Annotated in this window: 19 protein-coding genes; 1 reads left to right on the forward strand and 18 read right to left on the reverse strand. The window is 71.8% G+C overall.

Annotated elements, in window-relative coordinates; translation table 11 throughout:
• Window positions 1–25: 25 nt before the first annotated feature.
• From ACFQZY_RS11535 to ACFQZY_RS11560, 6 genes are all read right to left on the reverse strand, one after another.
• Window positions 26–424 carry a DUF6379 domain-containing protein gene (locus tag ACFQZY_RS11535; protein WP_377415826.1) on the reverse strand — a complete coding sequence of 133 codons (399 nt, stop codon included), beginning with the start codon at window positions 422–424 and terminating at the stop codon, window positions 26–28.
• A 32-nt stretch (window positions 425–456) separates the two neighbouring features.
• Window positions 457–849: a DUF6379 domain-containing protein gene (locus tag ACFQZY_RS11540; protein ID WP_377415828.1), complete on the reverse strand. Its 393-nt coding sequence runs from the start codon at window positions 847–849 to the stop codon at window positions 457–459.
• Window positions 850–869: 20 nt separating this feature from the next.
• A complete protein-coding gene (locus ACFQZY_RS11545) occupies window positions 870–1880 on the reverse strand; it encodes a sugar phosphate isomerase/epimerase family protein (protein WP_377415829.1) in 1011 nt (336 codons plus the stop codon).
• 22 nt (window positions 1881–1902) lie between these two features.
• Entirely contained in the window at window positions 1903–3075 is a 1173-nt protein-coding gene (locus tag ACFQZY_RS11550) for a Gfo/Idh/MocA family protein (protein ID WP_377415831.1), read from the reverse strand.
• Window position 3076: 1 nt separating this feature from the next.
• Window positions 3077–4135 (reverse strand): sugar phosphate isomerase/epimerase family protein, encoded by a 1059-nt coding sequence (locus tag ACFQZY_RS11555; RefSeq protein ID WP_377415833.1) that lies wholly within the window; start codon window positions 4133–4135, stop codon window positions 3077–3079.
• Window positions 4136–4275: 140 nt separating this feature from the next.
• Window positions 4276–6417 (reverse strand): TonB-dependent receptor, encoded by a 2142-nt coding sequence (locus ACFQZY_RS11560; protein ID WP_377415835.1) that lies wholly within the window; start codon window positions 6415–6417, stop codon window positions 4276–4278.
• A 283-nt stretch (window positions 6418–6700) separates the two neighbouring features.
• Here ACFQZY_RS11560 and ACFQZY_RS11565 point away from each other — a divergent pair, with 283 nt between their 5' ends.
• Window positions 6701–7726: a LacI family DNA-binding transcriptional regulator gene (locus ACFQZY_RS11565; protein WP_377415837.1), complete on the forward strand. Its 1026-nt coding sequence runs from the start codon at window positions 6701–6703 to the stop codon at window positions 7724–7726.
• A gap of 160 nt (window positions 7727–7886) precedes the next feature.
• Here ACFQZY_RS11565 and ACFQZY_RS11570 read toward each other — a convergent pair whose 3' ends face one another.
• Genes ACFQZY_RS11570 through ACFQZY_RS11625 form a run of 12 tightly spaced genes read right to left on the reverse strand, consistent with a single transcriptional unit; the run spans window position 7887 to window position 19618 of the window.
• Window positions 7887–9509 (reverse strand): carboxylesterase/lipase family protein, encoded by a 1623-nt coding sequence (locus ACFQZY_RS11570; protein WP_377415839.1) that lies wholly within the window; start codon window positions 9507–9509, stop codon window positions 7887–7889.
• Between the two features lie 5 nt (window positions 9510–9514).
• Window positions 9515–10300, reverse strand: coding sequence for a cyclase family protein (locus ACFQZY_RS11575; protein WP_377415841.1), 786 nt, complete (start codon window positions 10298–10300; stop codon window positions 9515–9517).
• Window positions 10301–10323: 23 nt separating this feature from the next.
• The gene (locus ACFQZY_RS11580; protein WP_377415843.1) at window positions 10324–11310 is read right to left on the reverse strand and encodes a fumarylacetoacetate hydrolase family protein; all 987 of its coding nucleotides are present in this window, start codon (window positions 11308–11310) and stop codon (window positions 10324–10326) included.
• 14 nt (window positions 11311–11324) lie between these two features.
• Window positions 11325–12350: a glucokinase gene (gene glk / locus ACFQZY_RS11585; RefSeq protein WP_377415845.1), complete on the reverse strand. Its 1026-nt coding sequence runs from the start codon at window positions 12348–12350 to the stop codon at window positions 11325–11327.
• Complete coding sequence (locus tag ACFQZY_RS11590; protein WP_377415847.1) at window positions 12347–13297, reverse strand: NAD-dependent epimerase/dehydratase family protein; 951 nt, start codon at window positions 13295–13297, stop codon at window positions 12347–12349. The genes glk and ACFQZY_RS11590 overlap by 4 nt, the downstream gene beginning before the upstream one ends.
• A gap of 19 nt (window positions 13298–13316) precedes the next feature.
• A complete protein-coding gene (locus tag ACFQZY_RS11595) occupies window positions 13317–14123 on the reverse strand; it encodes an SDR family NAD(P)-dependent oxidoreductase (RefSeq protein WP_377415849.1) in 807 nt (268 codons plus the stop codon).
• Window positions 14124–14125: 2 nt separating this feature from the next.
• Complete coding sequence (locus tag ACFQZY_RS11600) at window positions 14126–14722, reverse strand: cupin domain-containing protein (RefSeq protein WP_377415851.1); 597 nt, start codon at window positions 14720–14722, stop codon at window positions 14126–14128.
• Window positions 14723–14725: 3 nt separating this feature from the next.
• Window positions 14726–15856: an FAD-dependent oxidoreductase gene (locus ACFQZY_RS11605; RefSeq protein ID WP_377415853.1), complete on the reverse strand. Its 1131-nt coding sequence runs from the start codon at window positions 15854–15856 to the stop codon at window positions 14726–14728.
• Window positions 15853–16227: a Rieske (2Fe-2S) protein gene (locus ACFQZY_RS11610; RefSeq protein ID WP_377415855.1), complete on the reverse strand. Its 375-nt coding sequence runs from the start codon at window positions 16225–16227 to the stop codon at window positions 15853–15855. The genes ACFQZY_RS11605 and ACFQZY_RS11610 overlap by 4 nt, the downstream gene beginning before the upstream one ends.
• Window positions 16228–16241: 14 nt before the next feature.
• On the reverse strand, window positions 16242–17183 hold the full coding sequence (locus tag ACFQZY_RS11615) for a VOC family protein (protein ID WP_377415857.1): 942 nt from the start codon (window positions 17181–17183) through the stop codon (window positions 16242–16244).
• A 21-nt stretch (window positions 17184–17204) separates the two neighbouring features.
• Window positions 17205–18362, reverse strand: a complete 1158-nt coding sequence (locus ACFQZY_RS11620; RefSeq protein WP_377415859.1) for an alpha/beta hydrolase family protein — start codon at window positions 18360–18362, stop codon at window positions 17205–17207.
• A 35-nt stretch (window positions 18363–18397) separates the two neighbouring features.
• Complete coding sequence (locus ACFQZY_RS11625) at window positions 18398–19618, reverse strand: hypothetical protein (RefSeq protein WP_377415861.1); 1221 nt, start codon at window positions 19616–19618, stop codon at window positions 18398–18400.
• Window positions 19619–19774 lie beyond the last annotated feature (156 nt).

The raw sequence follows: 19774 nt of genomic DNA on the forward strand, positions 1-19774 counted from the left end.
CCGTGCGGGTGGAGATGCGCGCGCCTCAGGCGGCCAGGACCTGGGCGTCGCCGCGGGTCACATGGGTCAGCATCGGGATGTAGGGCGGGTACAGGTTCAGCGTCACCACCACGTGGTGCTTGCCGGCCGCCAGCGGCCGGGGCGTGGGCACATGCAGCAGCACCGAGTCCTGGATGAACCAGGAGGTGCCGGTCTGCTCGGGCAGCTCGGCCAGCGTGTAGCGCTTGCCTTCGTACTCGACGGTGGCGCCTTCCAGCGAGACCGGATCGCCGTCGACCAGCAGCTGGGTGGGCATCACCACCGACAGCGGCAGCGAGCGGTACCAGGGCAGGCGCAGGTCGATCACCAGGCCCTCGGGCGTGATGCGCGAGTCCTCGGGGGTGATGAGGTAGTCGCTGAAGGAGTTCTTGAAGAAGCGGGCCATGAAGGGCTTTCGGGGGCTATCGGTGAAGGGGCTCAGCCGGCGATGCGCAGCACGCGGCTGGTCTGCGTCGTCGGCACGAAGGGCAGGTAGGAGATGCGCAGGCGCTCGGCCAGGCCGATCTTGTGTTCGCCGGGCGTCAGGCCGCCGGGGCGGGCGACGACGACGCGGGCCTTCTCGCCGAAGTTCCACTTCTCGTCGTAGCAGGTCTCCATCTCGGCCAGGCTCCAGCTGCGGCCCCGCAGCTCCAGGCGGATGGCCTCGCGGGGCACGGGCTCGCCGTCGACGGTGACGGCGATGTCCTCGACCATCGACAGGCCGAGGCCGCGGTAGTAGGGCAGGCGGGCCAGCAGGGCGAAGCCGGTGACCTGGCCGTTGGCGACGACGTTCTCGAAGCCGTCGTCGCACAGCATGTGTTGGTCCATCATGGGGTGGATCTCCTTGGGGGTCAGGCCTGCAGGGCGGCCGGGATGGGTTCGTCGAGCAGTCGGCACAGCATGCGGTGCTGGCGCTTGACCTGCTCCACCGATTCCACGGGGTGCGCATCCTCGATCCAGCGGTTGCCTTCGTACTCCGAGCAGATGTGGCCCTTGAAGCCGCCCTGCTTGAGCACCGCGACGATCTCGTCGTAGGGGATGGAGTACTCGACGTCGTCCTCGGTCATCTCGTAGAACTTGCCGTGGATGTTGTGGATGCGGTGCATGAACTCCAGCATGCGCTTGGGCTCGAAGGCGGCGTTGTGGCGCAGCGTCTCGGCCATGGCCAGGGACGGGCCGGTGCCGCCCATCTCGCGCACGTCGAGCAGCACGTACTCGCTGAGCGTGCGGTCCTCGTAGGACTTCTCGATGAAGTCGGCGATGTGGCGCGGCACGCCGTTGCGGATGAAGCGCTCCTTCCACACGCGCGGGAAGCGGTGCACGAACATGCCCATGTCCGGCAGGAAGCCCAGGGCCTTGGAGCCCGACTTCTCATAGGCCTCGGCGTGGCGAATGATCCAGGGGTGGTCGAAGTGCAGCGGCGCGTGGATCTCGATCAGGATCTTGATGCCCTTGTCCTCGGCATAGCTGGCGCAGGCCACCAGCACCTCGGGCGAGATGGAGACCAGGGCGCGGATGTAGGGCGCGCCCAGGGCCACGCCGAAGTCGATGTCGCGCTTGACGCTGGCCACCTGCTCGTCGAAGGGCATCACCTGGCCCTTGGTGCGCTTGTAGTCCAGCATGAAGTCGTGGCACACGGGGTAGGTGCCGTAGCGCTCCATCAGGCGGTGCCAGTGGGCGATCTCCTGCACGGGCATGCCGACCTCGGGCCAGCCGCTGAAGGTCTGCTCGCCCACCACCTCGATGCCCTTGGCGCCGATCTCGGCGCAGGTGCGGATGCAGTCTTCCAGCGACATGGTGCGCAGGAAGGTGTCGTTCTGGAAGCTGTAGAGGCTCACGCCCCGCTTGATGTCATGGCTCATGGTTGTCTTTCTGGTCTGAGGTTTAGGCGGCCTCGCCCGGCAGCCTGACCCAGCGCCCGCCCAGGCGGGAGGAGCGCTGCACGGCCTCGATGAACTGCACGCCGCGCAGTCCGTCGGCGATGGTGGGGAAATGGCTGGCCTTGTCCGCCTTGCGGCCGCCGCGGCGGGCGGCGCGCAGGTGCTGGGCGATCTCGCCGTACAGCGAGGCGAACGCCTCCAGGTAGCCCTCGGGATGGCCGCCGGGAATGCGGGCCATGCGCGCGCCGGCGGCCTCGAAGGCGGCCCCGGCACGCTCCAGGATCTGGGTGGGCTGGCCCAGCGGCGTGTAGCGCAGCTGGTTGGGATGCTCCTGCGACCACTCCAGGCCGCCCTTGCTGCCGTAGACGCGCAGGCGCAGGTCGTTCAGGTGGCCCGGCGCGACCTGGCTGGCCCAGATCATCCCGCGCGCGCCATTGGCATAGCGCAGCATCACCTGGGCGTTGTCGTCGATGGGGCGGCCGGGCACGAAGGTGCTCAGCTCGGCGCACAGCTCGGTCAGGGGCTGGCCGGTCACGAAGTCGGCCAGGTGCCAGGCATGCGAGCCGATGTCGCCGATGGCGCCGCCGCCGGCCTGGGCCGGGTCGGTGCGCCAGGCGGCCTGCTTCTGGCCGCTGCGCTCCAGCGGCTCGGCCAGCCAGTCCTGCGGGTACTCGGCCTGGACCACGCGGACCTCGCCCAGGCGGCCGGACTGCACCAGCTGGCGCGCCACGCGCACCATGGGGTAGGCGCTGTAGTTGTGGGTGACGGCGAAGACCAGGCCCTTCTGCTCGGCCAGCTTCTTCAGGGCGCGCGCGTCGGCGCTGCGCACGGTCACCGGCTTGTCGCAGATGACGTGGATGCCGGCCTTCAGGAAGGCGCGGGCGGCCGGCGCATGCACGTGGTTGGGGGTGACGATGACCACCGCCTCGATGCCGTCGTCGCGCGCGGCCTCGGCCTCGGCCATGGCCTCGTAGCTGTCGTAGGTGCGCTCGGGCGCCAGGCCCAGGGCCAGGCCGGAGCGGCGGGCCTTCTCGGGCGTGGAGGACAGGGCGCCCGCCACCAGCTCGTACTGGTCGTCCAGGCGGGCGGCGATGCGGTGCACGGCGCCGATGAAGGCGCCCTCGCCCCCACCGACCATGCCCAGGCGGATGCGCGCCGGCTTCATCGGGGCGGCCATCTCAGTTCAGCCCCAGCATGCGGCGCAGCTGCGCCGGGTCGGTGGCGCTGCCGGCGAAGTCGTCGAACGCCTTCTCGGTGACGCGGATGATGTGGTCGCGGATGAAGGGCGCGCCCTCGGCGGCGCCCTGCTCCGGGTGCTTGAGGCAGCACTCCCACTCCAGCACGGCCCAGCCCTTGAAGTCGTACTGCGCCATCTTGGAGAAGATGGCCTTGAAGTCGACCTGGCCGTCGCCCAGCGAGCGGAAGCGGCCGGCGCGCTCGGTCCAGGACTGGAAGCCGCCGTAGACGCCCTGCTTGCCGTTCGGGCGGAACTCGGCGTCCTTCACGTGGAAGACCTTGATCCGGTCGTGGTACAGGTCGATGAACTGCAGATAGTCGAGCTGCTGCAGCACGAAGTGCGAGGGGTCGTAGGCGATGGACAGGCGCGGGTGGTGGTTCACGCGCTCGAGCAGCATCTCGAAGGTCACGCCGTCGTGCAGGTCTTCGCCCGGGTGCAGTTCGAAGGCCAGGTCGCAGCCGGCCTCGTCGTAGGCGTCGAGGATGGGAAGCCAGCGCTTGGCCAGCTCGTCGAAGGCGGCTTCCACCAGGCCCGCCGGGCGCTGCGGCCAGGGGTAGAGGAAGGGCCAGGCCAGCGCGCCGGGAAAGCTGATGCTGGCCTTCAGGCCCAGGTTCTTGGAGGCCTTGGCGGTCAGCAGCAGCTGCTGCACGGCCCAGCGCTGGCGCTCGGCCGGCTTGCCTTTCACCGCCTCCGGCGCGAAGGCATCGAAGGCCTCGTCATAGGCCGGGTGCACCGCCACGAGCTGGCCCTGCAGGTGGGTGGACAGCTCGGTGATCGCCACGCCGTTGGCGCGGGCGATGCCGGCGATCTCGTCGCAGTAGGCCTTGGACTCGGCGGCGCGCTCCAGGTCGAACAGGCGGGCGTCCCAGGTGGGCACCTGCACGCCGGCGTAGCCCAGGGAGGCGGCCCATTTCGTGATCGAGTCCCAGCTGTTGAAGGGGGCCTGGTCGCCCGCGAACTGGGCGAGGAACAGCGCGGGGCCTTGGATGGTGGTTGCCATAGTGTCTTGTCCTCGCAGGCTCAGGCCATGCAGGCCATGGCGGCCTGGTGCGGCACGGTCACGTGCGGGTTCATTCGGGGGAGTCCTTGCAGGAAAGAAAAAGGCATGGCGGGCGATCCCGCCATGCCCTCACGACGTCATCAGAAGTTGGCGCCGACACGCACGCCGAAGGTACGCGGCGCGCCGGTGAAGAAGCTGCCCGGGACGCGGCTCTCGATCGTCACCTTGTTCTCGACGTTCTTCACATAGGCCTGGACGTAGTACTTGTCGGAGGCCGGCGTGTAGGTCACGCGCAGGTCGCTCTTGGTGAACGAGGGCTGCTTGTAGCGGACGGCGGCGGCGAAGTCGCTGATGTAGTAGCCGCTGTTGTAGCGGGTACCGGCATACAGCGACCACTGGCTGCCGTCGGCCATCGGGAGCTGCTGGGTGAAGCCCAGGCCCACGCCGGTCTTGGGCGCGCGATCGAGCTGCTTGCCGGACCAGTTCTCGGTGGTCGTGGGCTTGTAGCTGTCGAAGGTCGCGTCGGTGTAGCCCAGCGAGAAGTTCAGCTGCTGGGTCTTGTTCAGGGACCAGCCGCCTTCCAGCTCCAGGCCGCGGATCGTGGACCTGGCGGCGTTGGTGGTGAGCGAGCCGCAGCTGGCGGCGGTGTCGCCCGTGCAGACCACGGACGTCAGCTGCATGTCCTTGTAGTCGTAGTTGAACGCCGAGGCGTTCAGGCGCAGCGCGTTGTTGAAGAAGCGGCCCTTGATGCCCACTTCGGCGGCGGTCAGCGTCTCGGGCTTGTAGCCGGAGCCGGTGCGGTTCTCGTTGAAGCCGCCGGCCTTGTAGCCGGTGGACAGGCTGCCGTAGGCCATCACCGCGGCGCTCAGGTCGTGGTCCACGCCCAGCTTGTAGTTGGTCTTGCTGCTCGAGGCCTTGGCGTTGGAGAAGCCCGGGCCGGTGACCGAGCCGCCCAGCGGGTCGCTGCCGGTCTTCTCGTCACGCGTGCCGCGCAGGCCCAGCACCAGGCGGGTGGCGGGCGTCATGCTGTAGGTGGCCTGGCCGAAGACGGCCTTGGAGTCGTTCTCCACCACCGGCTTGAACGGCACGGTGATCAGCGGACCGGGCGTCTTGGTGTAGTAGATGGTGTTGCGGCTGATTTCCTCGTTGAAGGCGTACACGCCGGCCACCCAGCGCAGCGGGCCGGCGCTGGCGGAGTTCAGGCGCAGCTCGTGCTGCTGGCTCTTGGTGTTGCCCTTGATGTCGCTGTAGAACGGGTTGCCGAAGTAGGTGCCGTTGTCGCTCTGGTCCGTTTTGGACTCGCCGTAGGCGCCGACGTAGGTCAGGTCCACCGCGCCCAGGTTGGTCTTGTACTCGGCGCGCAGCGTGTCGGCGGTGTTGTTGAGGTGGTTGGTGGCGTTGACGAAGGGCTTGGTCTGCGTCAGCTGCGCAGTCGTGCCGCGGTCCACATACACCGGGTTGGCGAGGTTGTTGCCGTTGGCGATGGGCGTGCCGGTGAAGAAGTTGGTGGCCGGCAGCGGGCTGCCGCCGTTGCCGCCGACCTTGCTGTGCTCGGCCGTCAGCAGCAGGCTGGTGTCCTTGCTGATGGTGAACAGGGCGTGCAGGCGGGCCGCGACGTTGTCCTCGTTTTCCAGGGGCACGGTGTTGGCGCCGGGGTTCTGGTAGGTGTCGCGCTTGCTGGTGGCGACGGCGGCGCGCAGGGCCAGGGTCTGGTTCACCGGGGCGTTCAGCACGAACTCGGTGCGGCGGGCGCCGTAGTTGCCCACATCGACGAGGGCCTTGCCGCCGAAGCGCTTGGGATCGGGCTTGGCCGTGATCAGGTTGATGGCGCCGCCGGTGGCGTTGCGGCCGTACAGCGTGCCCTGCGGGCCGCGCAGCACCTCCACGCGCTCCAGGTCCAGGAAGCTGCCGATCTGGGCTTCGGGGCGGGGCACGTAGGCGCCGTCGACGTTGAAGGCGGTGGACGGGTCGCCCTTCTCGCTCATGTCCAGGCTGGTCACGCCGCGGATGGCGATCTGCAGCTTGCCGCTCTCGGCGGCGATCTGCACGTTGGGAGCCAGCTCCGTCAGGCCGCGGGCATCGGTCACGCCGGCGCTCTTCATCGCCTCGCCGTCGGCCACGGTCAGGGCGATCGGGGTCTTGGAGGCGGGCGTGGCGACCTTGGTGGCCGTCACGGTCACTTCCTGGTTGGCGCCCTGGGCGAAGGCGGGGGCGGCGACGATCAGGACGCCGGCAGCCATGAGCTGCGTGGCGAGCCGGGTCGGACGGAATTGCTGGTTCATGTTGTCTCCTGGTTGTTGGAACTGCCTCAGCGGCGGCAGGGTTTGGAATACAGGTCCGTGTGCGCCTTGGAGGGCGACGGTGCAAAGGTAAGCGCTTTCCTCAACGCCCTTCTAAGGGTTTATGCGAGGTCTGTTGGCTTTTTGCAATCCGCTTGCATTGATTCGGTGAATACCACGCATTCACAGAGGGAAAACATGCGGTTCCGGGTACGGGTTGACCCGGGGTCGGCGGCCGGGAAAACGTGCCTTACACTTGGGAAAATATTTTCCCACAAGGGGATCCATGCCGCCGCCACGCCCTACCGCGCCGCCACGCGCCGCCGCACCGCCCGCGCCCGCGCCGGCGCCGGGGGCGGTGTCGATCTCCGAGGTGGCCGAACTGGCGGGCGTGTCCATCGCCACGGTCTCGCGCGTGCTCAATGGCAGCAAGCCGGTGAGCCCGCAGACCCGCCAGCGCGTGGAGGCGGCGGTGGCCCGCCTGGGTTACCGGGCGAATCCCTTCGCGCGCAGCCTCATGAGCGGGCGCAGCCGGCTGGTGCTGGTGCTGGTGCCGGACTTCGCCAACCCCTTCTTCGCCGGGATCGTGAACGGCATCGAGGCCGTCACCCTGCGCGAGGGCTACAAGATCGTGCTGTCGGGGCCGCAGTCCTCGCTGGAGTCGGTGTACGAGGGCATGGTGGACGGCGTCATCAGCATGGCCCACGAGCCGATGCCGGAGGCGCTCGCGCAGCGGGGCTTCCCGTGGATCGCCTGCTCCGAATTCCTGCCTGACGCCGACGTGCCCTGCGTCAGCATCGACCACCAGCAGGCCGCGATCGACGCGGTGCAGTTCCTGATCAACCGCGGCCACCGGCGCATCGCGCTGCTCTCCGCGCAGGAGGACAACACCTGGGCGCAGCAGCGGCACGCGGGCTACGAGCAGGCGCTGGCGCGCGCGGGGCTGGAGGTGAAGCCGGCGTACATCCGGGTGGCGCGCGGCACCGACTACAACTGCGGCATGGAAGCCGCCGGCGGCCTGCTGGCCCTGCCCGAGCCGCCGACCGCGGTGTTCGCGGTGTCGGACACGCTGGCCATCGGCGCCATCAAGGCCTTCCGTCGCGCCGGCCTGCGGGTGCCGCAGGACATCGCGGTGGTCGGCTTCGACAACATCCCGCTGTCCGAGGTGTTCGAGCCGAGCCTGACCACCATCGCGCAGCCGATGCACGAGCTCGGCACCCGCGCCGCGGAGCTGCTGATGCAGCGCCTGGCGGGCGGCCAGCCGGCCTCGGAGAAGCTGCAGCACATGCTGGTGATGCGGGAGTCGGCCTGAGGCTTCAGGTGTTCGGCCCGGGCAGTCCCCCCAGGTCGGCGGTGACGGTGGCCACGCCGTGGTCGTCGGTGGGCTGGTCGCGCACGGCCTGGATCGCGTCGAAGGCTGCGCGCAAGCCGCCGCCCGAGCGGGTGCCAGGCGGCTCTCCTGAGGGGCTGTGTCAAGGGCGCGGCGAGGGTGTCCGCAGCAGGTCCATCAGGCGGTGGTCATGCGCCTGCTGGACGTGCGCCGCATCGTCCAGGCGCATCGTCGCGCCACCCGGCCCCGAGAAGGCGGGCCAGTCCGGCCAGCCCGGGGCGGCCGGCCGGCCGGTGTGCGCGAAGCGCGCCCAGGCCCCGGCCATGCGGCCGGCGAGACGGTACGCCGCCTCGCTCCCGCCGGTGGCCTCCACCGCCCGGTGCACGTTGTCGAAGGTGAAAGCCAGGTCCATCGCGTGGGATGACTTGAAGAAGCCGCCCAGCACCGGCGAGGCCCACGTGAACAGGTACACATAGGTCGGCGCGGCGCCCGCCTGCGCGCGGCGCCGCGCGATCTCCAGCGCCGCGGCGCGGAAGTCGGTGTCCAGGTCCAGCAGGTCCGCGGGCGCGGCCTCGGGGTAGGCCGCGCGGAAAGCCGCGAGGACCTCGGGCCAGCGCTCGCCGTGGCGATCGCGCAGGAACGCCTCCACCACCGCCGGCGTTGCGCCGCGCAACTCGCGCGGCCGCTGCGCCAGGGCGAACTCGTTGAGCGTGGAGCCCACGATCACCGGCACCTGCGCCGACAGCGCCACCGCCTCGGGATGCCCCAGCTGCCAGGGCAGGAAGCGGCCGTCGATGGTGGGCATCCAGGAGAAGGGCAGGGGGTCGCGGTAGGCGCCCTCGGCCCGCAGCGCGCGGTCGAGGTCGCGCATCGCCGCATCGGCCGCCGCCTTCAGGCGCGAATACGGCAGCCGCCGCAGCTCGCTGGCGCGTGAGGCGTCCAGGCCCAGCTTCGCCAGCACCGCCCCGGCCACGCGCCGGCTGGTGTCCCGGGGCAGGAAGCTGCTGCGGTAGTTGCTTTGCAGGATGGCCTTGTGGAACAGGCCCTTCGCGGCGGGGGCGGACATCAGCGCGTAGGCCTTGGCCGCGCCGCCCGACTCGCCGAAGATCGTGACATTGCCCGCATCGCCGCCGAAGGCCGCGGCGTTGGCGCGCACCCATCGCAGCGCCGCCACCAGGTCCAGCAGGCCGGCGTTGGCCGCGTCGGCGAACCCGGGGCCGTGGTCCGACAGGTCCAGGAAGCCCAGCACGTTGAGCCGGTGGTTGACGGTGACCACCACCACGTCGCCCCGCGCGGCGAGGGCGCCGCCGTCGTAGGTGGCCGACTCGCGCGAGGAGCCCACGCTGAAGGCGCCGCCGTGGAACCAGACCATCACCGGGCGCGGCGTCGCGGCGGGCGCCGCCGGTGCCCACACATTGAGGTTCAGGCAGTCCTCGTCCTGCTCGCCCCAGGTGTGCTGGGCGATGAAGCGCAGCTCCTCGAAGGCCGGCTCCGGGTCGCCCACCGGGCAGACCTTGCCGTAGGCCAGCGTGCGGCGCACGCCTTGCCATGGCGCCGCGGGCTGCGGCGCCATGAAGCGCTGGGCGCGCGCATACGGGATGCCGCGGAACACCTGCACCGGGCCCTGGCGGAAGCCCTGCACCTGTCCCGTGGTGGTGCGCGCGACGGCGATGCCGGGGCCGGTCTCGATCGGTTCGGGGCGCGGTGCCTGCGCGCTTGCCGCGGCACACAGGAAGGCGGCGGCGAGGGCCAGCAGGCGGCGCATGGCGATCAGTCCTGGAAGATCGCCACCGCCCGGGTCCAGCCGGCCGAGGCGCCGCGGATCTTGTGCGGGAAGCAGCTGATGGTGAAGCCGGTGGGCGGCAGGGCCTCGAGGTTGTGCAGCTTCTCCAGGTGGCAGTAGCCGATGTCGCGGCCGGCCTTGTGGCCTTCCCAGATCAGGGAGGTGTCGCCGGTCTCGGCGATGCGTTTCGCGGTGTACGAGAACGGCGCGTCCCAGCTCCAGGCGTCGGTGCCGGTCAGGCGCACGCCGCGCTCCAGCAGGTACATGGTGGCCTCGTAGCCCATGCCGCAGCCCGCGCCCAGGTAGTCCTTCTGCCCGTAGCGCGAGCCGGCGCGGGTGTTGACCACCACGATCTCCAGCGGCCTGAGCGTGTGGCCGATGCGCTTGAGCTCCGCCTCCACGTCGGCGGCGGTGCAGACATAGCCATCGGGCTTGTCGCGGAAGTCCAGCTTCACGCCCGGCTGGAAGCACCACTCCAGCGGCACCTCGTCGATGGTGATGGAGGGCTTGGCCTCGCCGAGCTTGCCGTCCATGGTGGAGTGGAAGTGCCAGGGCGCGTCCAGGTGCGTGCCGTTGTGCGTGGTCAGGGTGACCCACTCGGCGGCCGCGGCCTCGCCATCGGGGAAGTCCTCGGCCTTGGTGCCGGGCAGCATGGCCAGGAACTCGGGCACCGTGTCGGCATGGGTCTGGTAGGTGATCTTCGGCGCCAGCGGGGGCGGGTCGGAGAGCACGTCGTTCTCGAGATAGATGGACAGGTCGACGAAGCGGGGCATGGGGCGGTTCCTCCAGGTGTTTCTCAGTACGGCGCGGGGGCCTGCACCACGCGCTGGTCGATCGCGCCGAAGACCGGCCGGCCCTGCCAGCGGGCCTCCATGCGCACGCGGTCGCCGAACTTCATGTAGGGCGTGCTCGCCTGGCCGCTGGCGATGACCTCGATGGCGCGGCGCTCGGCGATGCAGGCCGAGCCGCGGGTGTCGCCGGCGTTGGACACGGTGCCGGAGCCGATCAGGGTGCCGGCGCGCAGGCGGCGGGTCTTGGCGGCATGGGCGATGAGGTCGTGGAAGCCGAAGCTCATTTCCCCGCCATTGGGATGGCCGAAGCGCCGGCCGTTGTGGTCCACCTCCAGGTCCAGCCGGACGCGCCCGTCCGCCCAGGCCTCGCCGATCTCGTCGGGCGTCACCGCCACCGGGGCGAAGCTGGTGGAGGGCTTGGCGTGGAAGAAGCCGAAGCCGGTGCGCATCTCGCGCGGGCCGAAGCTGCGCAGGCTGACGTCGTTGATCTGCACCAGCAGGCGCACATGGTCCAGGGCCCGCGCGGCCGGGCAGCCCAGCGGCACCTCGCCCACGATCACGCCGAACTCGCCCTCGAAGTCGATGCCGTGGGCCTCGTCGGGCAGGGGCAGGTCGTCGTGGGGGCCGAGCAGGTCGTCGCTGCCGCCCTGGTACATCAGCGGGATGGTCTCGCGGTCCGGGATCGGGGGCATGTTGAAGGCGGTGTCCATCAGCGTGCCGTGGTTCAGGAAGGCCGAGCCGTCGCACCACTGCGGCGCGCGCGGCAGCGGCGCGGCGGCCTGCGTGGGGTCGAAGGCGAAGGCGCCGGCGAGCGCGCCTTCGTTCAGCTGCCGGTAGAGGGCGTCCAGCGCGGGCGCGCAGCGGTCCCAGTCCTCCAGCGCGGCGAGCAGGCTGGGGGCGATGGCGCCGGCATCGGCGGCGTGGCGCAGGTCGCGGGAGACGACGACCAGGCGGCCGTCCTTGTGCGGGCTCTTGAGGGTGGCGAGTTTCATGGGAGGTGGCAGGGTCAGTCGTCGAGGGCGCGCGAGGCGCCGAGGAGGGCGGGGGAGTCGCCGGCGCGGAGGACCCACACCGGCACGTCTTGCAGGTAGGCGGCGAAGCGGCCCTTGGCCTCGAAGCGCTGGCGGAAGGGCGAGCCCTCGAACCAGCCGAGCCAGCGCGGCACGATGCCGCCGCCGAGGTACACGCCGCCCCGCGCGCCCAGCGTGAGCGCGAGGTTGCCGGCGACGCCGCCGAGGAAGCCGGCGAACAGGTCCAGCGTCTGCAGGCAGCGGGCGTCGCCGTCCTCCAGCGCGCGGCGGGAAATGGCGGCGGCGTCCAGGGGGGCGTGCGCATGGGCGTCCTGCGGTTCGCCGCGGACCTCGCGCAGCGCCCGGTGCAGGTCCGCGAGGCCGGGGCCCGAGAGCACGCGCTCGGCGGAGACATGGCCGTGCCGCGCCCGCAGCCGCTCGATCACCGCGAACTCGAGCGCGTCGGCCGCGGCCAGGGTGACGTGGCCGCCCTCGCCGGCGATCGCCTGCCACCCCGACTCGCCCACCGGCACCAGGCCGGAGACGCCCAGGCCGGTGCCGGGGCCGAGCAGGGCCAGCGGGGCGCGCTGCGCACCGGGCGCAGGGGCCGCACCGGACGAATCCCGCGCACCGGGCGCGGGGGCCAGGCCGCCGACCTGCACCATCTGGTCCGCCGCCAGTGCGGGCAGGGCCAGGGCGAGGGCGGTGAAGTCGTTGACCACGGTGAAGCGCTCCAGGCCCAGGCGCTGGCGCAGCGCGCGGATGGAGAAGGACCATGCATGGTTGGTCATGCGCAACGCATCGCCCAGCACCGGCGTGGCGATGCCCATGCCGAAGGCCGGTGGCATGGCGTGCCCGGATTGCGCGAGGTAGTCGCGCACGGCCTCCTCCAGGCCGGGGTAGGCGGCGCAGGGCAGCACGCGGACGTCGCGCGGCGCCTCGCCGGGCGCGGCCTGCCAGGCGAAGCGCGCATGGGTGCCGCCGATGTCGCCCAGCAGGCGGGGGAACAGGGGAGTGCTCATGGACCCAGGACGTTCTTGATCAGGCCGTCGACGTCGCCGTCATGCCGCAGGCCCAGGGCCTGCGCCAGCGGCGTGGCCAGCGGCGGGTACTCGGCGAACAGCCGCTGCACCAGCGGCTGCGGCTCGTAGCGGATGCCGGCCGCGGCCTGCGCGCCGAAGCGGCCGGCGAGCGCGCCGACCACCTCGCCGACCGACAGCCACAGCGCGGGCATGGGGTAGCTGCGCGTGGGCCGCAGGGCGGCCGGCTCCAGCGTGGCGGCATGGGCCAGGTTGGCGGCGCAGGTCCGCGCGGAAATCCACCAGGCCCGGCCGTCCTCGCGTACCGGCACGGTGCAGGGCTCGCCGCGCGCAATGCGCCAGAAGATGTCGCTCATGAAGGCCGACAGCAGCCCGGCGCGCGACTCGGGCCGCGCCACCACGCCGGGCAGGCGCAGCGAGCAGCCCTCCACCCAGCCGCGGCGGGTGGCGTCGGCCACCAGGAGCTCGCAGGCGAGCTTGTGCGTGCCGTAAGTCAGGGCGGGGGCAGTGGGGGTGGACTCGTCGACCTGCGCCGGCAGCGACTCGCCGTAGACCGCGATCGAGCTGGCGTAGACGAAGCGCGCGGGCTGCGGCCAGCCGGCCTGGCCCAGCGCCTCCAGCAGGGCCAGGGTGGCGTCGAGGTTGACGCGGCGGCCGGCGGCGTAGTCGCTCTCGCCCGCGCCGCTGGGGAGGCTGGCGAGGTGGAACACGGCCCGCGCCGGCCGGGCCAGCGCCCGGTCGCGCGTGGCGGCGGCGTCGATGGCGCCGGCGACCTGCTCGACGCGCGGGTCGGTGGCCGGGGCCGCGAAGTGGAGGTCGACCGCGGTGATCGCGTCGACGGGGCGGCCGCCCAGGCCGTGCTGCAGCAGGTGCTGCACCAGCACCTGGCCGATGAAGCCGGCCGCGCCGGTGACGATCACATGGTTCACGCGAGTCTCCTGGAGCGGGTCAGCCGCCGTCGCTCACGAGGGTGCCGCCATCGGCCACCAGCACCTGGCCGGTGATGAAGCCGCCCGCGCGGCCGGCGAGCATGACCGCGACGCCGGCGATTTCCTCGGGCTCGCCGACGCGGCGCAGCGGGGTGGCGGCAAGGCGCCGGGCCATGAACGCCGCGTCGGCCAGGAGGCCCTGCGCCAGCGGCGTGCGCACCAGGCCGGGCGCGATCGCGTTGGCGCGCACGCCCCGGGGCCCCCACTCCACCGCGAGGTTGCGGGCCAGCTGCGCGAGGGCGGCCTTGCTCATGCCGTACAGGCCGATGGCCCGGTTGCCCCGCAGCGCGGCGATGCTGGCCATGAAGATCAGGCTGCCCGAACCGCGTTCGGCCATGGCCTGGGCGAGGGCGGACGAGAGCTCCCAGGCGCTGCGCAGGTTGACCGCCATCACGCGGTCCCAGTCGTCGTCGCCGACGGCGCCGAGCGGGCCCGCGGGGCCCTGGATGCCGGCGTTGCACACCAGGGTGTCGATGCGGCCGAACGCCGCGAGCGCACGCCGGGCGAGTTCGCGGCCCGCGCCGGGTTGCGCGAGGTCGCAGGGCAGGGCCATGGCGCGGCGCCCGCGCGCGCGGCATTGGCTGGCCGCCTGTTCGAGTTCGTCGCCCGCGAGGCCGGCGGCCACGACATCGGCGCCGTGGTCCGCCATCGCCAGCGCGATGGCCAGGCCCAGGCCGCTGCCGGCGCCGGTGACCAGGGCCACCTGGCCGCTGAGGTCGAACAGCGACGGCGAGGGCGACGCGGCCGGCGACGAGCCTGCGGCCATGCTCAGTGCCCCGCGCCGCGCGCGGCCAGGGCCTCGGCGATGGAAGGGTCGTAGCGGCCGTCCACCAGCACGAACAGCATGCGGCACACGCGGCCCGAGCGGTTGGCCCAGGCATGGTTGGTGCCGCGCTGCACGACGACGCTGCCCGGCGTGAGCAGCACTTCGGAATCGTCCAGCACCAGCGTCATCTCGCCCTCGATCACGATGCCGTAGTCCACCGACTCGGTGCGGTGCATCAGCGGGTGCGGCGAGTCGGCGCGCACGGTGGAGGCGGCGGCGTCGCCGATCTGGCGGAAGGCCTCGCCCATGCGCTGCGCGCCCTGGGCCAGGAATTCCTCGGTGTCGGGCGGGATGTCGACGAAGCGGATGCGGGTGCCCCCCTTCGGCGGCGGCAGGCGCAGCGGGCCGAGGGTGGGGTCGGGGCCGTTGTCCACCGGGCAGGGCGCGCCCTGGGTGCTCCAGACTTCGTGGAACACGGTGCCGGGGATGGCCGCGATGCGCTCCACGGTGGGCAGCGCGCCGTGGCTGGCGAGGATGGCCTTGCCGTTGCCGTCGTGGCCGGTGACCACGCGGTGGATCGGGGGCAGACGGTCCTCCATGGCTCAGATCGGCTGCGCCAGCGCGATCATGGTGCGCTTCATGATGTCGGCGTGTTCGGCCTTGTCGCCGTCGGCCATCTCGATCTCGCCCAGGCGGGCCGAGTTCTCGACCACCATGCGCACGCGCTCCCAACGGCGCGCCTCGAAGGCCTGCACGCCGGCGTCCAGGCCGGCGGCCTTCTCCAGTTCCTCGGCCAGCACCAGCGCGTCCTCGATGCCGATGCAGGCGCCCGAGGCCATGTGCGGCGTGGTGGCGTGCACCGTGTCGCCGACCATGACCACCCGGCCCTGGTGCCAGGGCTGCGGCACTAGCAGGCCCTCCAGCGGGCGGAAGACGATCTGCGAGGTGTCGTCGATCTGGTCGTGGATCCACTTCACCAGCGGGTCGCTGAAGTCGGCGAGCAGGGCCTTGAGCAGGCGCGGGAAGTCCTTGGGGTCGACCCACGCGTTGTCCGGCCGGTGCTCGGTGACGAACAGGTACATCTGGCTGGCCGAGACGATGTTCACGCCGGGCTTGACCTTGGGCCCCATCCACATGCGCGCGCAGGTGACCTCGGCGGGGCGCGGCAGCACCGCGCGCCAGACGGCCTGGCCGCTGTAGCGGGGCTTGGGCGCGTCGGGGAACACCGCCTCGCGCACCTTGGAGAACAGGCCGTCGGCGCCAATGAGCAGGTCGTAGCGGCCGGAGGTGCCGTCGGTGAAGGTGGCCTCCACGCCCTCGGCGTCCTGGCGGATGGCGGTGAAGGTGCAGCCCAGGCGCACGTTCGCGCCGCTGGCGCGGGTGGCGTCGGCCAGGATCTTGGCCAGCACCGGGCGCATGATGCCGCCGCTGCCCGGCACGTCGGGACCGGCGATGCGCGGGGTCGGGATCTGGCCGATCTGCTGGCCGTGCGGGAGGTACAGGTTCACACCGTCGGCGGCCGCGCCCTCCTTCAGGAAGCGGTCGAGGATGCCGAGCTGGCGGAAGGCGCGGAAGGTCGCGCCGCCCAGGCTGATGCCGGCGCCGTAGGAGCGCCAGCCGGCGTCGATCTCCACGAGGTCGACCTGCGCGCCGCGCTTGCGCAGCTCGATGGCGGCGGACATGCCGGAGAAGCCGCCTCCGATGATGAGGATCTTCTTGTCGGCGAGGTTCATGTCTCGGTTTCCTTGTCGTTGTGTCGTGGATGCGGCTCGAGGAAGACCTGCCCGTCGCCGTCGCAGGTCAGGGCCACCGGCCGCAGCCGGTCGCCCAGGCAGGCGCCGAGCACGCACTCGCCGGTGGCGATGTCGAAGCGCGCGCCATGCGCGCTGCAGACGATGTGCGCGCCGTCGGCGCTGAGGTAGGCGTCCTTGCGCCAGGCCATGGGCCCGGTGCGCCAGTGCGGGCACCAGTCCTCCCAGGCCCGCAGGTCCGCGCCGCGGCGCACGATGAACAGCGTGTCATGCCCGGTGCCCGCGGGGTCGAAACCGCGGGCGGCGCCGTCGGGGATGTCGTCCCGTCGGCACAGGGGCTGGGGCGCCGTCATCGTGCGGTGGCGTCTCAGTGCGGGGCCTTGCCGGCGCCGGGGGGCGGGCCGCCCGGCGCCCACTTCTCGCGCGCCTGGAACAGGAACAGCTGCGAGGCGTCGGCGCTCATGGGGACGGCGCGCGCGGTCCAGGCGTCGTCGTGCAGGTCCATGTCGGCGTCGTACTCGACATGGCAGCCCAGGGGGCTGTTGAAGTACCAGAACCAGTTGCTTCCCATCTTGTGGCGGCCCGGGCCCCAGAAGGACTCGTAGCCCTTGGCGACGAAGCGCGTGCCGGCCTGCATCAGTGCGGTGGGGCCGCCCATGTGGAAGGTGAAGTGCTCGCAGCCTTTCATGAAGGGCGGGGTCTGGATCATGAACAGGGTGTGGTGGTCCTGCGTGCCGGCGGGCCGCAGGAAGCCGCCGGCGCCGAGCAGGCGGTCGGTCTCGCGGAAGCCCAGGCGCTGCTCGTAGAAGGCCTTGGCCTTGGCCTCGTCGGGCACGAAGTAGACGACATGCGAGAGCGTGCGCGGCCTGGCCGCCGCGTGCTCGTCGACCGCCACTTCGTTGGGCTTGCGCTGCGCCGGGGCGCCGGGGGCGTTGATGGTCTCGGCCGGCAGGCGGATGGCGCGGCGCACGGTGACCTGGAAGCCGAGCACGAAGCCCATGTCGTCCTGCGCCTCGATGGCGCCGCCGGGCAGCTGGCGCACCTCGCGGTCGCGGCGCAGTTCGGCGGCGATGGCGTCCACGGTGGCCTGGTCGGCGCAGCCGTAGGTGGTCTTGCGCAGCATGCTGGCCGTGCCCAGCGGGGGCGGCAGGCTGGCGTCGTCCTTGGCGCGCAGCACGATGGCGGTGCCGTCCTCGGCCTCGAAGCGGCCTTCGCCCGCGGGCGTGAGGCCGTAGTCGGTGAGGTACTGGGCGCAGGCGGCGAGGTCGTCGACGCCGAAGACGAGTTCGTCAGGTCCGATGATGTTCATGGTGGTGGGGGTTCCTGGAGTTCAGACGGTGCGGCCGCCGAGCACGTCGGCGACCCAGTCGGCGATGTAGTGGCCGGCGTTGATGCTGTTGTCGAAGCTGGAGTGCTGCACGCCGCCGGTGCGCTCGTCGAACACCTTGAGTTCGCGGCGGGGGCTGTTCACCAGCTGTTCATAGGTGCGCTCGGCCCACTTCAGCGGGATCTGCGAGTCCTTCTGGCCGTGCGTGACCAGGAAGGGCACCCGGATGCGGTCCAGGACGCCATCGAGGTGCACGTTCTCGGCGATGCGCATGAAGTCGTCCATGTCCTTTGCGCCCCACACCCAGCGCACGTGCGCCCAGTAGTGCGGCACCGGGAAGTTGCCTTCCTTCTCGAGGCGGCGCTTCTGCACGTCGCGCCAGTCGTGGTTGGCGCCCCAGACCACGCCGCAGGCGAAGCGCGGCTCGAAGGCCACCGCGCGCGGGCAGTAGTAGCCGCCCAGGGAGACGCCTTCCATGCCGATGCGCTTCGCATCGACCTCGGGGCGGGTCTCCAGCCAGTCGACGACGCGGCTGGCCCAGTGCTCGCTGTCGAAGCGCGCGGTCAGGCCGTGCAGGCGCAGGGCCTCGCCGGTGCCGGGCTGGTCCACCACCAGGGAGGACACGCCGCGCCGGGCCAGCCAGGCGGGCAGGCCCACGCGGTACTTCATCTCCTTGGTCGAGTCCAGCCCGTTGACCTGCACCAGCAGCGGGGCCGGGCCCTGCACGCCCTCGGCGCGCACGTAGAGGGCGGAGAGTTCCTTGCCCTCGTAGGGAATGGTCACCCGCTCGCAGTTCTCGCGCGACAGGGTGATGCCCTTGGCGAAGGCATCGAGGAAGCGCTGGTACAGCTCGGCGCGGCCGGGCGCGCCATGGGCCTGCAGGCGCTCGCAGGTGAGGTAGTAGGTCGCGGCGCGGTTGTATTTCTCGCCGGCGGACAGCCCGCGGCCGGCGGCCTCGTCCTCGCGCGCCAGCGAGACGAGCTTGTCGCCCATCTTCGACCAGGTGTCGCGGAAGGCCTGGGTGCCGGCGGCGTCGGGCGCCTTGGCCGCTTCCTGCAGCGGGGCGCACATCTCCTCGATCTCGCCGATGCGCGCGCCCATCTCGATGGCCAGGTCGACCGAGAGATTCCAGACGTAGTTGGTGGGGAAGTACTTGAACATGCCTTGCTTCTTGGGTCGTTCTTCTGGGGGTGATCTCAGCGCGCCAGCGCCAGCCACAGGCGTGCCACGCGGCGGGCGCCGTCGTCGCCCTGCACCTGCGCCAGCTGCGCGCGGGCGGCTTCCTTGTCGCCGGCCTGCAGCAGCGCGATGCCGTGGTGCAGGCGAAGTTCGTCGGGGCGCCGCGCGCCGCCGGCCGCGGCGGCGCGGGCGTAGCTGGCGGCGGCGGCTTGCCAGTCCTGCTGCGAGGCCTGCACGTCGGCGAGCGACTTGAGCGCGTTGGCGTCGCGGGCGGACTGCGCCAGCGCGGGCAGCTGCGCGCGCTCGGCGTCGCACTTTTTCTGCATCGCCTCGCGCGCCGGGCCGGCGGGCAGGACGCGCCGCGCCTCGCAGGGCAGGCCGGCCTTGTCGGCGGCGGCCACGAAGTGCGGCAGGTCGGCCTCGGCGAGCTGGCCGACCTTGTCCAGCAGGCGGTGGATGTCGAGGTCCAGGCGCGAGCTGAAGCCGGGCAGGTCGGCGACGCGGCGGATCGCCTCGTTCCAGCGCTCGGGCCGGGGGTGGTGCGTCACCAGCAGGACCAGCGCGTCGGCGTAGCCGGAGGCGTCCTGGAGGCGATGCAGGGCCTGGGCGAGCAGCACCAGGTCGGTGTCGGCGGGCGGGGTGCCGGCGGCCTGCAGCCGCTCCAGGCGGGCGCGGGCCTCGCGCACCACGCCGGCATCGTCGCCCTGCGCCGCGAGGGCGCGCAGCAGCAGCGTGAAGACAGCCGGGTTCTGGGCGCCCGCCTGCAGGTGGGCGCGGGCGGTGGCGGCGAAGGCGGCATGGTCCTGCTGCTGCCACAGGGCCTGCAGCAGGGTCTCGGTCATGACCGTGCGGTCACGCTCCGGGAGGCCGGGCAGGGCCAGCAGCTCCTTCAAGGCGCCGGTGGCCACGGGCCAGTCACGCGCGGCATGGGCCGCCGCGGCGAGCACGCGCAGCGAGACCTGGCGCTCCTGCGCGGTGAGCGCGGGCACGGCCAGCGCCTTCTGCGCTGCGGCCAGCGCGGGGGCGGGGGTGTTGGCGCGCAGGGCCTCCTGCGCCTGCTGCAGCGGCACCGCCACCTCGGCGCGCAGCTTCAGCGGCTCGGGCGACTGGGCGGCGGCGAAGGTGGCGCCGGCGCACAGGCCCGCCGCGAGCAGGGCGCGTGCGGTGCCGCGCGCCCGGGGAAGAAAAGCCCCCGGCCCGAAGGCGCGGGGGAAAGTCAGTTTCCTTGGAAGAAACATGAAGACCAACTTGTCGTGCGGGGCGGCGGTCAGTTGACGAACTGCTCGGTGCCCACGATGCCCAGCTTGTTGAGGCCATTGCGCTGGGCCGAGGCGAGCACGCCGGCGGTGGCCTCGTACTTCGCCTTGGGGTGCGAGCGAATGTGCAGCTCGGGC

Source organism: Ramlibacter sp. GCM10027632 (assembly GCF_042675325.1).
In the GTDB taxonomy this organism is placed as follows: domain Bacteria; phylum Pseudomonadota; class Gammaproteobacteria; order Burkholderiales; family Burkholderiaceae_C; genus Ramlibacter.

What these genes read in the sequence shown, in the direction of transcription:
- ACFQZY_RS11600 (WP_377415851.1), bottom strand. Translation starts at nt 14,722, where the DNA reads ATGGAGGACCGTCTGCCCCCGATCCACCGCGTGGTCACCGGCCACGAC.
- ACFQZY_RS11595 (WP_377415849.1), bottom strand. Translation starts at nt 14,123, where the DNA reads ATGGCCGCAGGCTCGTCGCCGGCCGCGTCGCCCTCGCCGTCGCTGTTC.
- ACFQZY_RS11625 (WP_377415861.1), bottom strand. Translation starts at nt 19,618, where the DNA reads ATGTTTCTTCCAAGGAAACTGACTTTCCCCCGCGCCTTCGGGCCGGGG.
- ACFQZY_RS11545 (WP_377415829.1), bottom strand. Translation starts at nt 1,880, where the DNA reads ATGAGCCATGACATCAAGCGGGGCGTGAGCCTCTACAGCTTCCAGAAC.
- ACFQZY_RS11610 (WP_377415855.1), bottom strand. Translation starts at nt 16,227, where the DNA reads ATGACGGCGCCCCAGCCCCTGTGCCGACGGGACGACATCCCCGACGGC.
- ACFQZY_RS11560 (WP_377415835.1), bottom strand. Translation starts at nt 6,417, where the DNA reads ATGAACCAGCAATTCCGTCCGACCCGGCTCGCCACGCAGCTCATGGCT.
- ACFQZY_RS11615 (WP_377415857.1), bottom strand. Translation starts at nt 17,183, where the DNA reads ATGAACATCATCGGACCTGACGAACTCGTCTTCGGCGTCGACGACCTC.
- ACFQZY_RS11580 (WP_377415843.1), bottom strand. Translation starts at nt 11,310, where the DNA reads ATGAAACTCGCCACCCTCAAGAGCCCGCACAAGGACGGCCGCCTGGTC.
- ACFQZY_RS11605 (WP_377415853.1), bottom strand. Translation starts at nt 15,856, where the DNA reads ATGAACCTCGCCGACAAGAAGATCCTCATCATCGGAGGCGGCTTCTCC.
- ACFQZY_RS11535 (WP_377415826.1), bottom strand. Translation starts at nt 424, where the DNA reads ATGGCCCGCTTCTTCAAGAACTCCTTCAGCGACTACCTCATCACCCCC.
- ACFQZY_RS11550 (WP_377415831.1), bottom strand. Translation starts at nt 3,075, where the DNA reads ATGGCCGCCCCGATGAAGCCGGCGCGCATCCGCCTGGGCATGGTCGGT.
- ACFQZY_RS11555 (WP_377415833.1), bottom strand. Translation starts at nt 4,135, where the DNA reads ATGGCAACCACCATCCAAGGCCCCGCGCTGTTCCTCGCCCAGTTCGCG.
- ACFQZY_RS11540 (WP_377415828.1), bottom strand. Translation starts at nt 849, where the DNA reads ATGATGGACCAACACATGCTGTGCGACGACGGCTTCGAGAACGTCGTC.
- ACFQZY_RS11570 (WP_377415839.1), bottom strand. Translation starts at nt 9,509, where the DNA reads ATGCGCCGCCTGCTGGCCCTCGCCGCCGCCTTCCTGTGTGCCGCGGCA.
- ACFQZY_RS11565 (WP_377415837.1), top strand. Translation starts at nt 6,701, where the DNA reads ATGCCGCCGCCACGCCCTACCGCGCCGCCACGCGCCGCCGCACCGCCC.
- ACFQZY_RS11575 (WP_377415841.1), bottom strand. Translation starts at nt 10,300, where the DNA reads ATGCCCCGCTTCGTCGACCTGTCCATCTATCTCGAGAACGACGTGCTC.
- ACFQZY_RS11620 (WP_377415859.1), bottom strand. Translation starts at nt 18,362, where the DNA reads ATGTTCAAGTACTTCCCCACCAACTACGTCTGGAATCTCTCGGTCGAC.
- glk (WP_377415845.1), bottom strand. Translation starts at nt 12,350, where the DNA reads ATGAGCACTCCCCTGTTCCCCCGCCTGCTGGGCGACATCGGCGGCACC.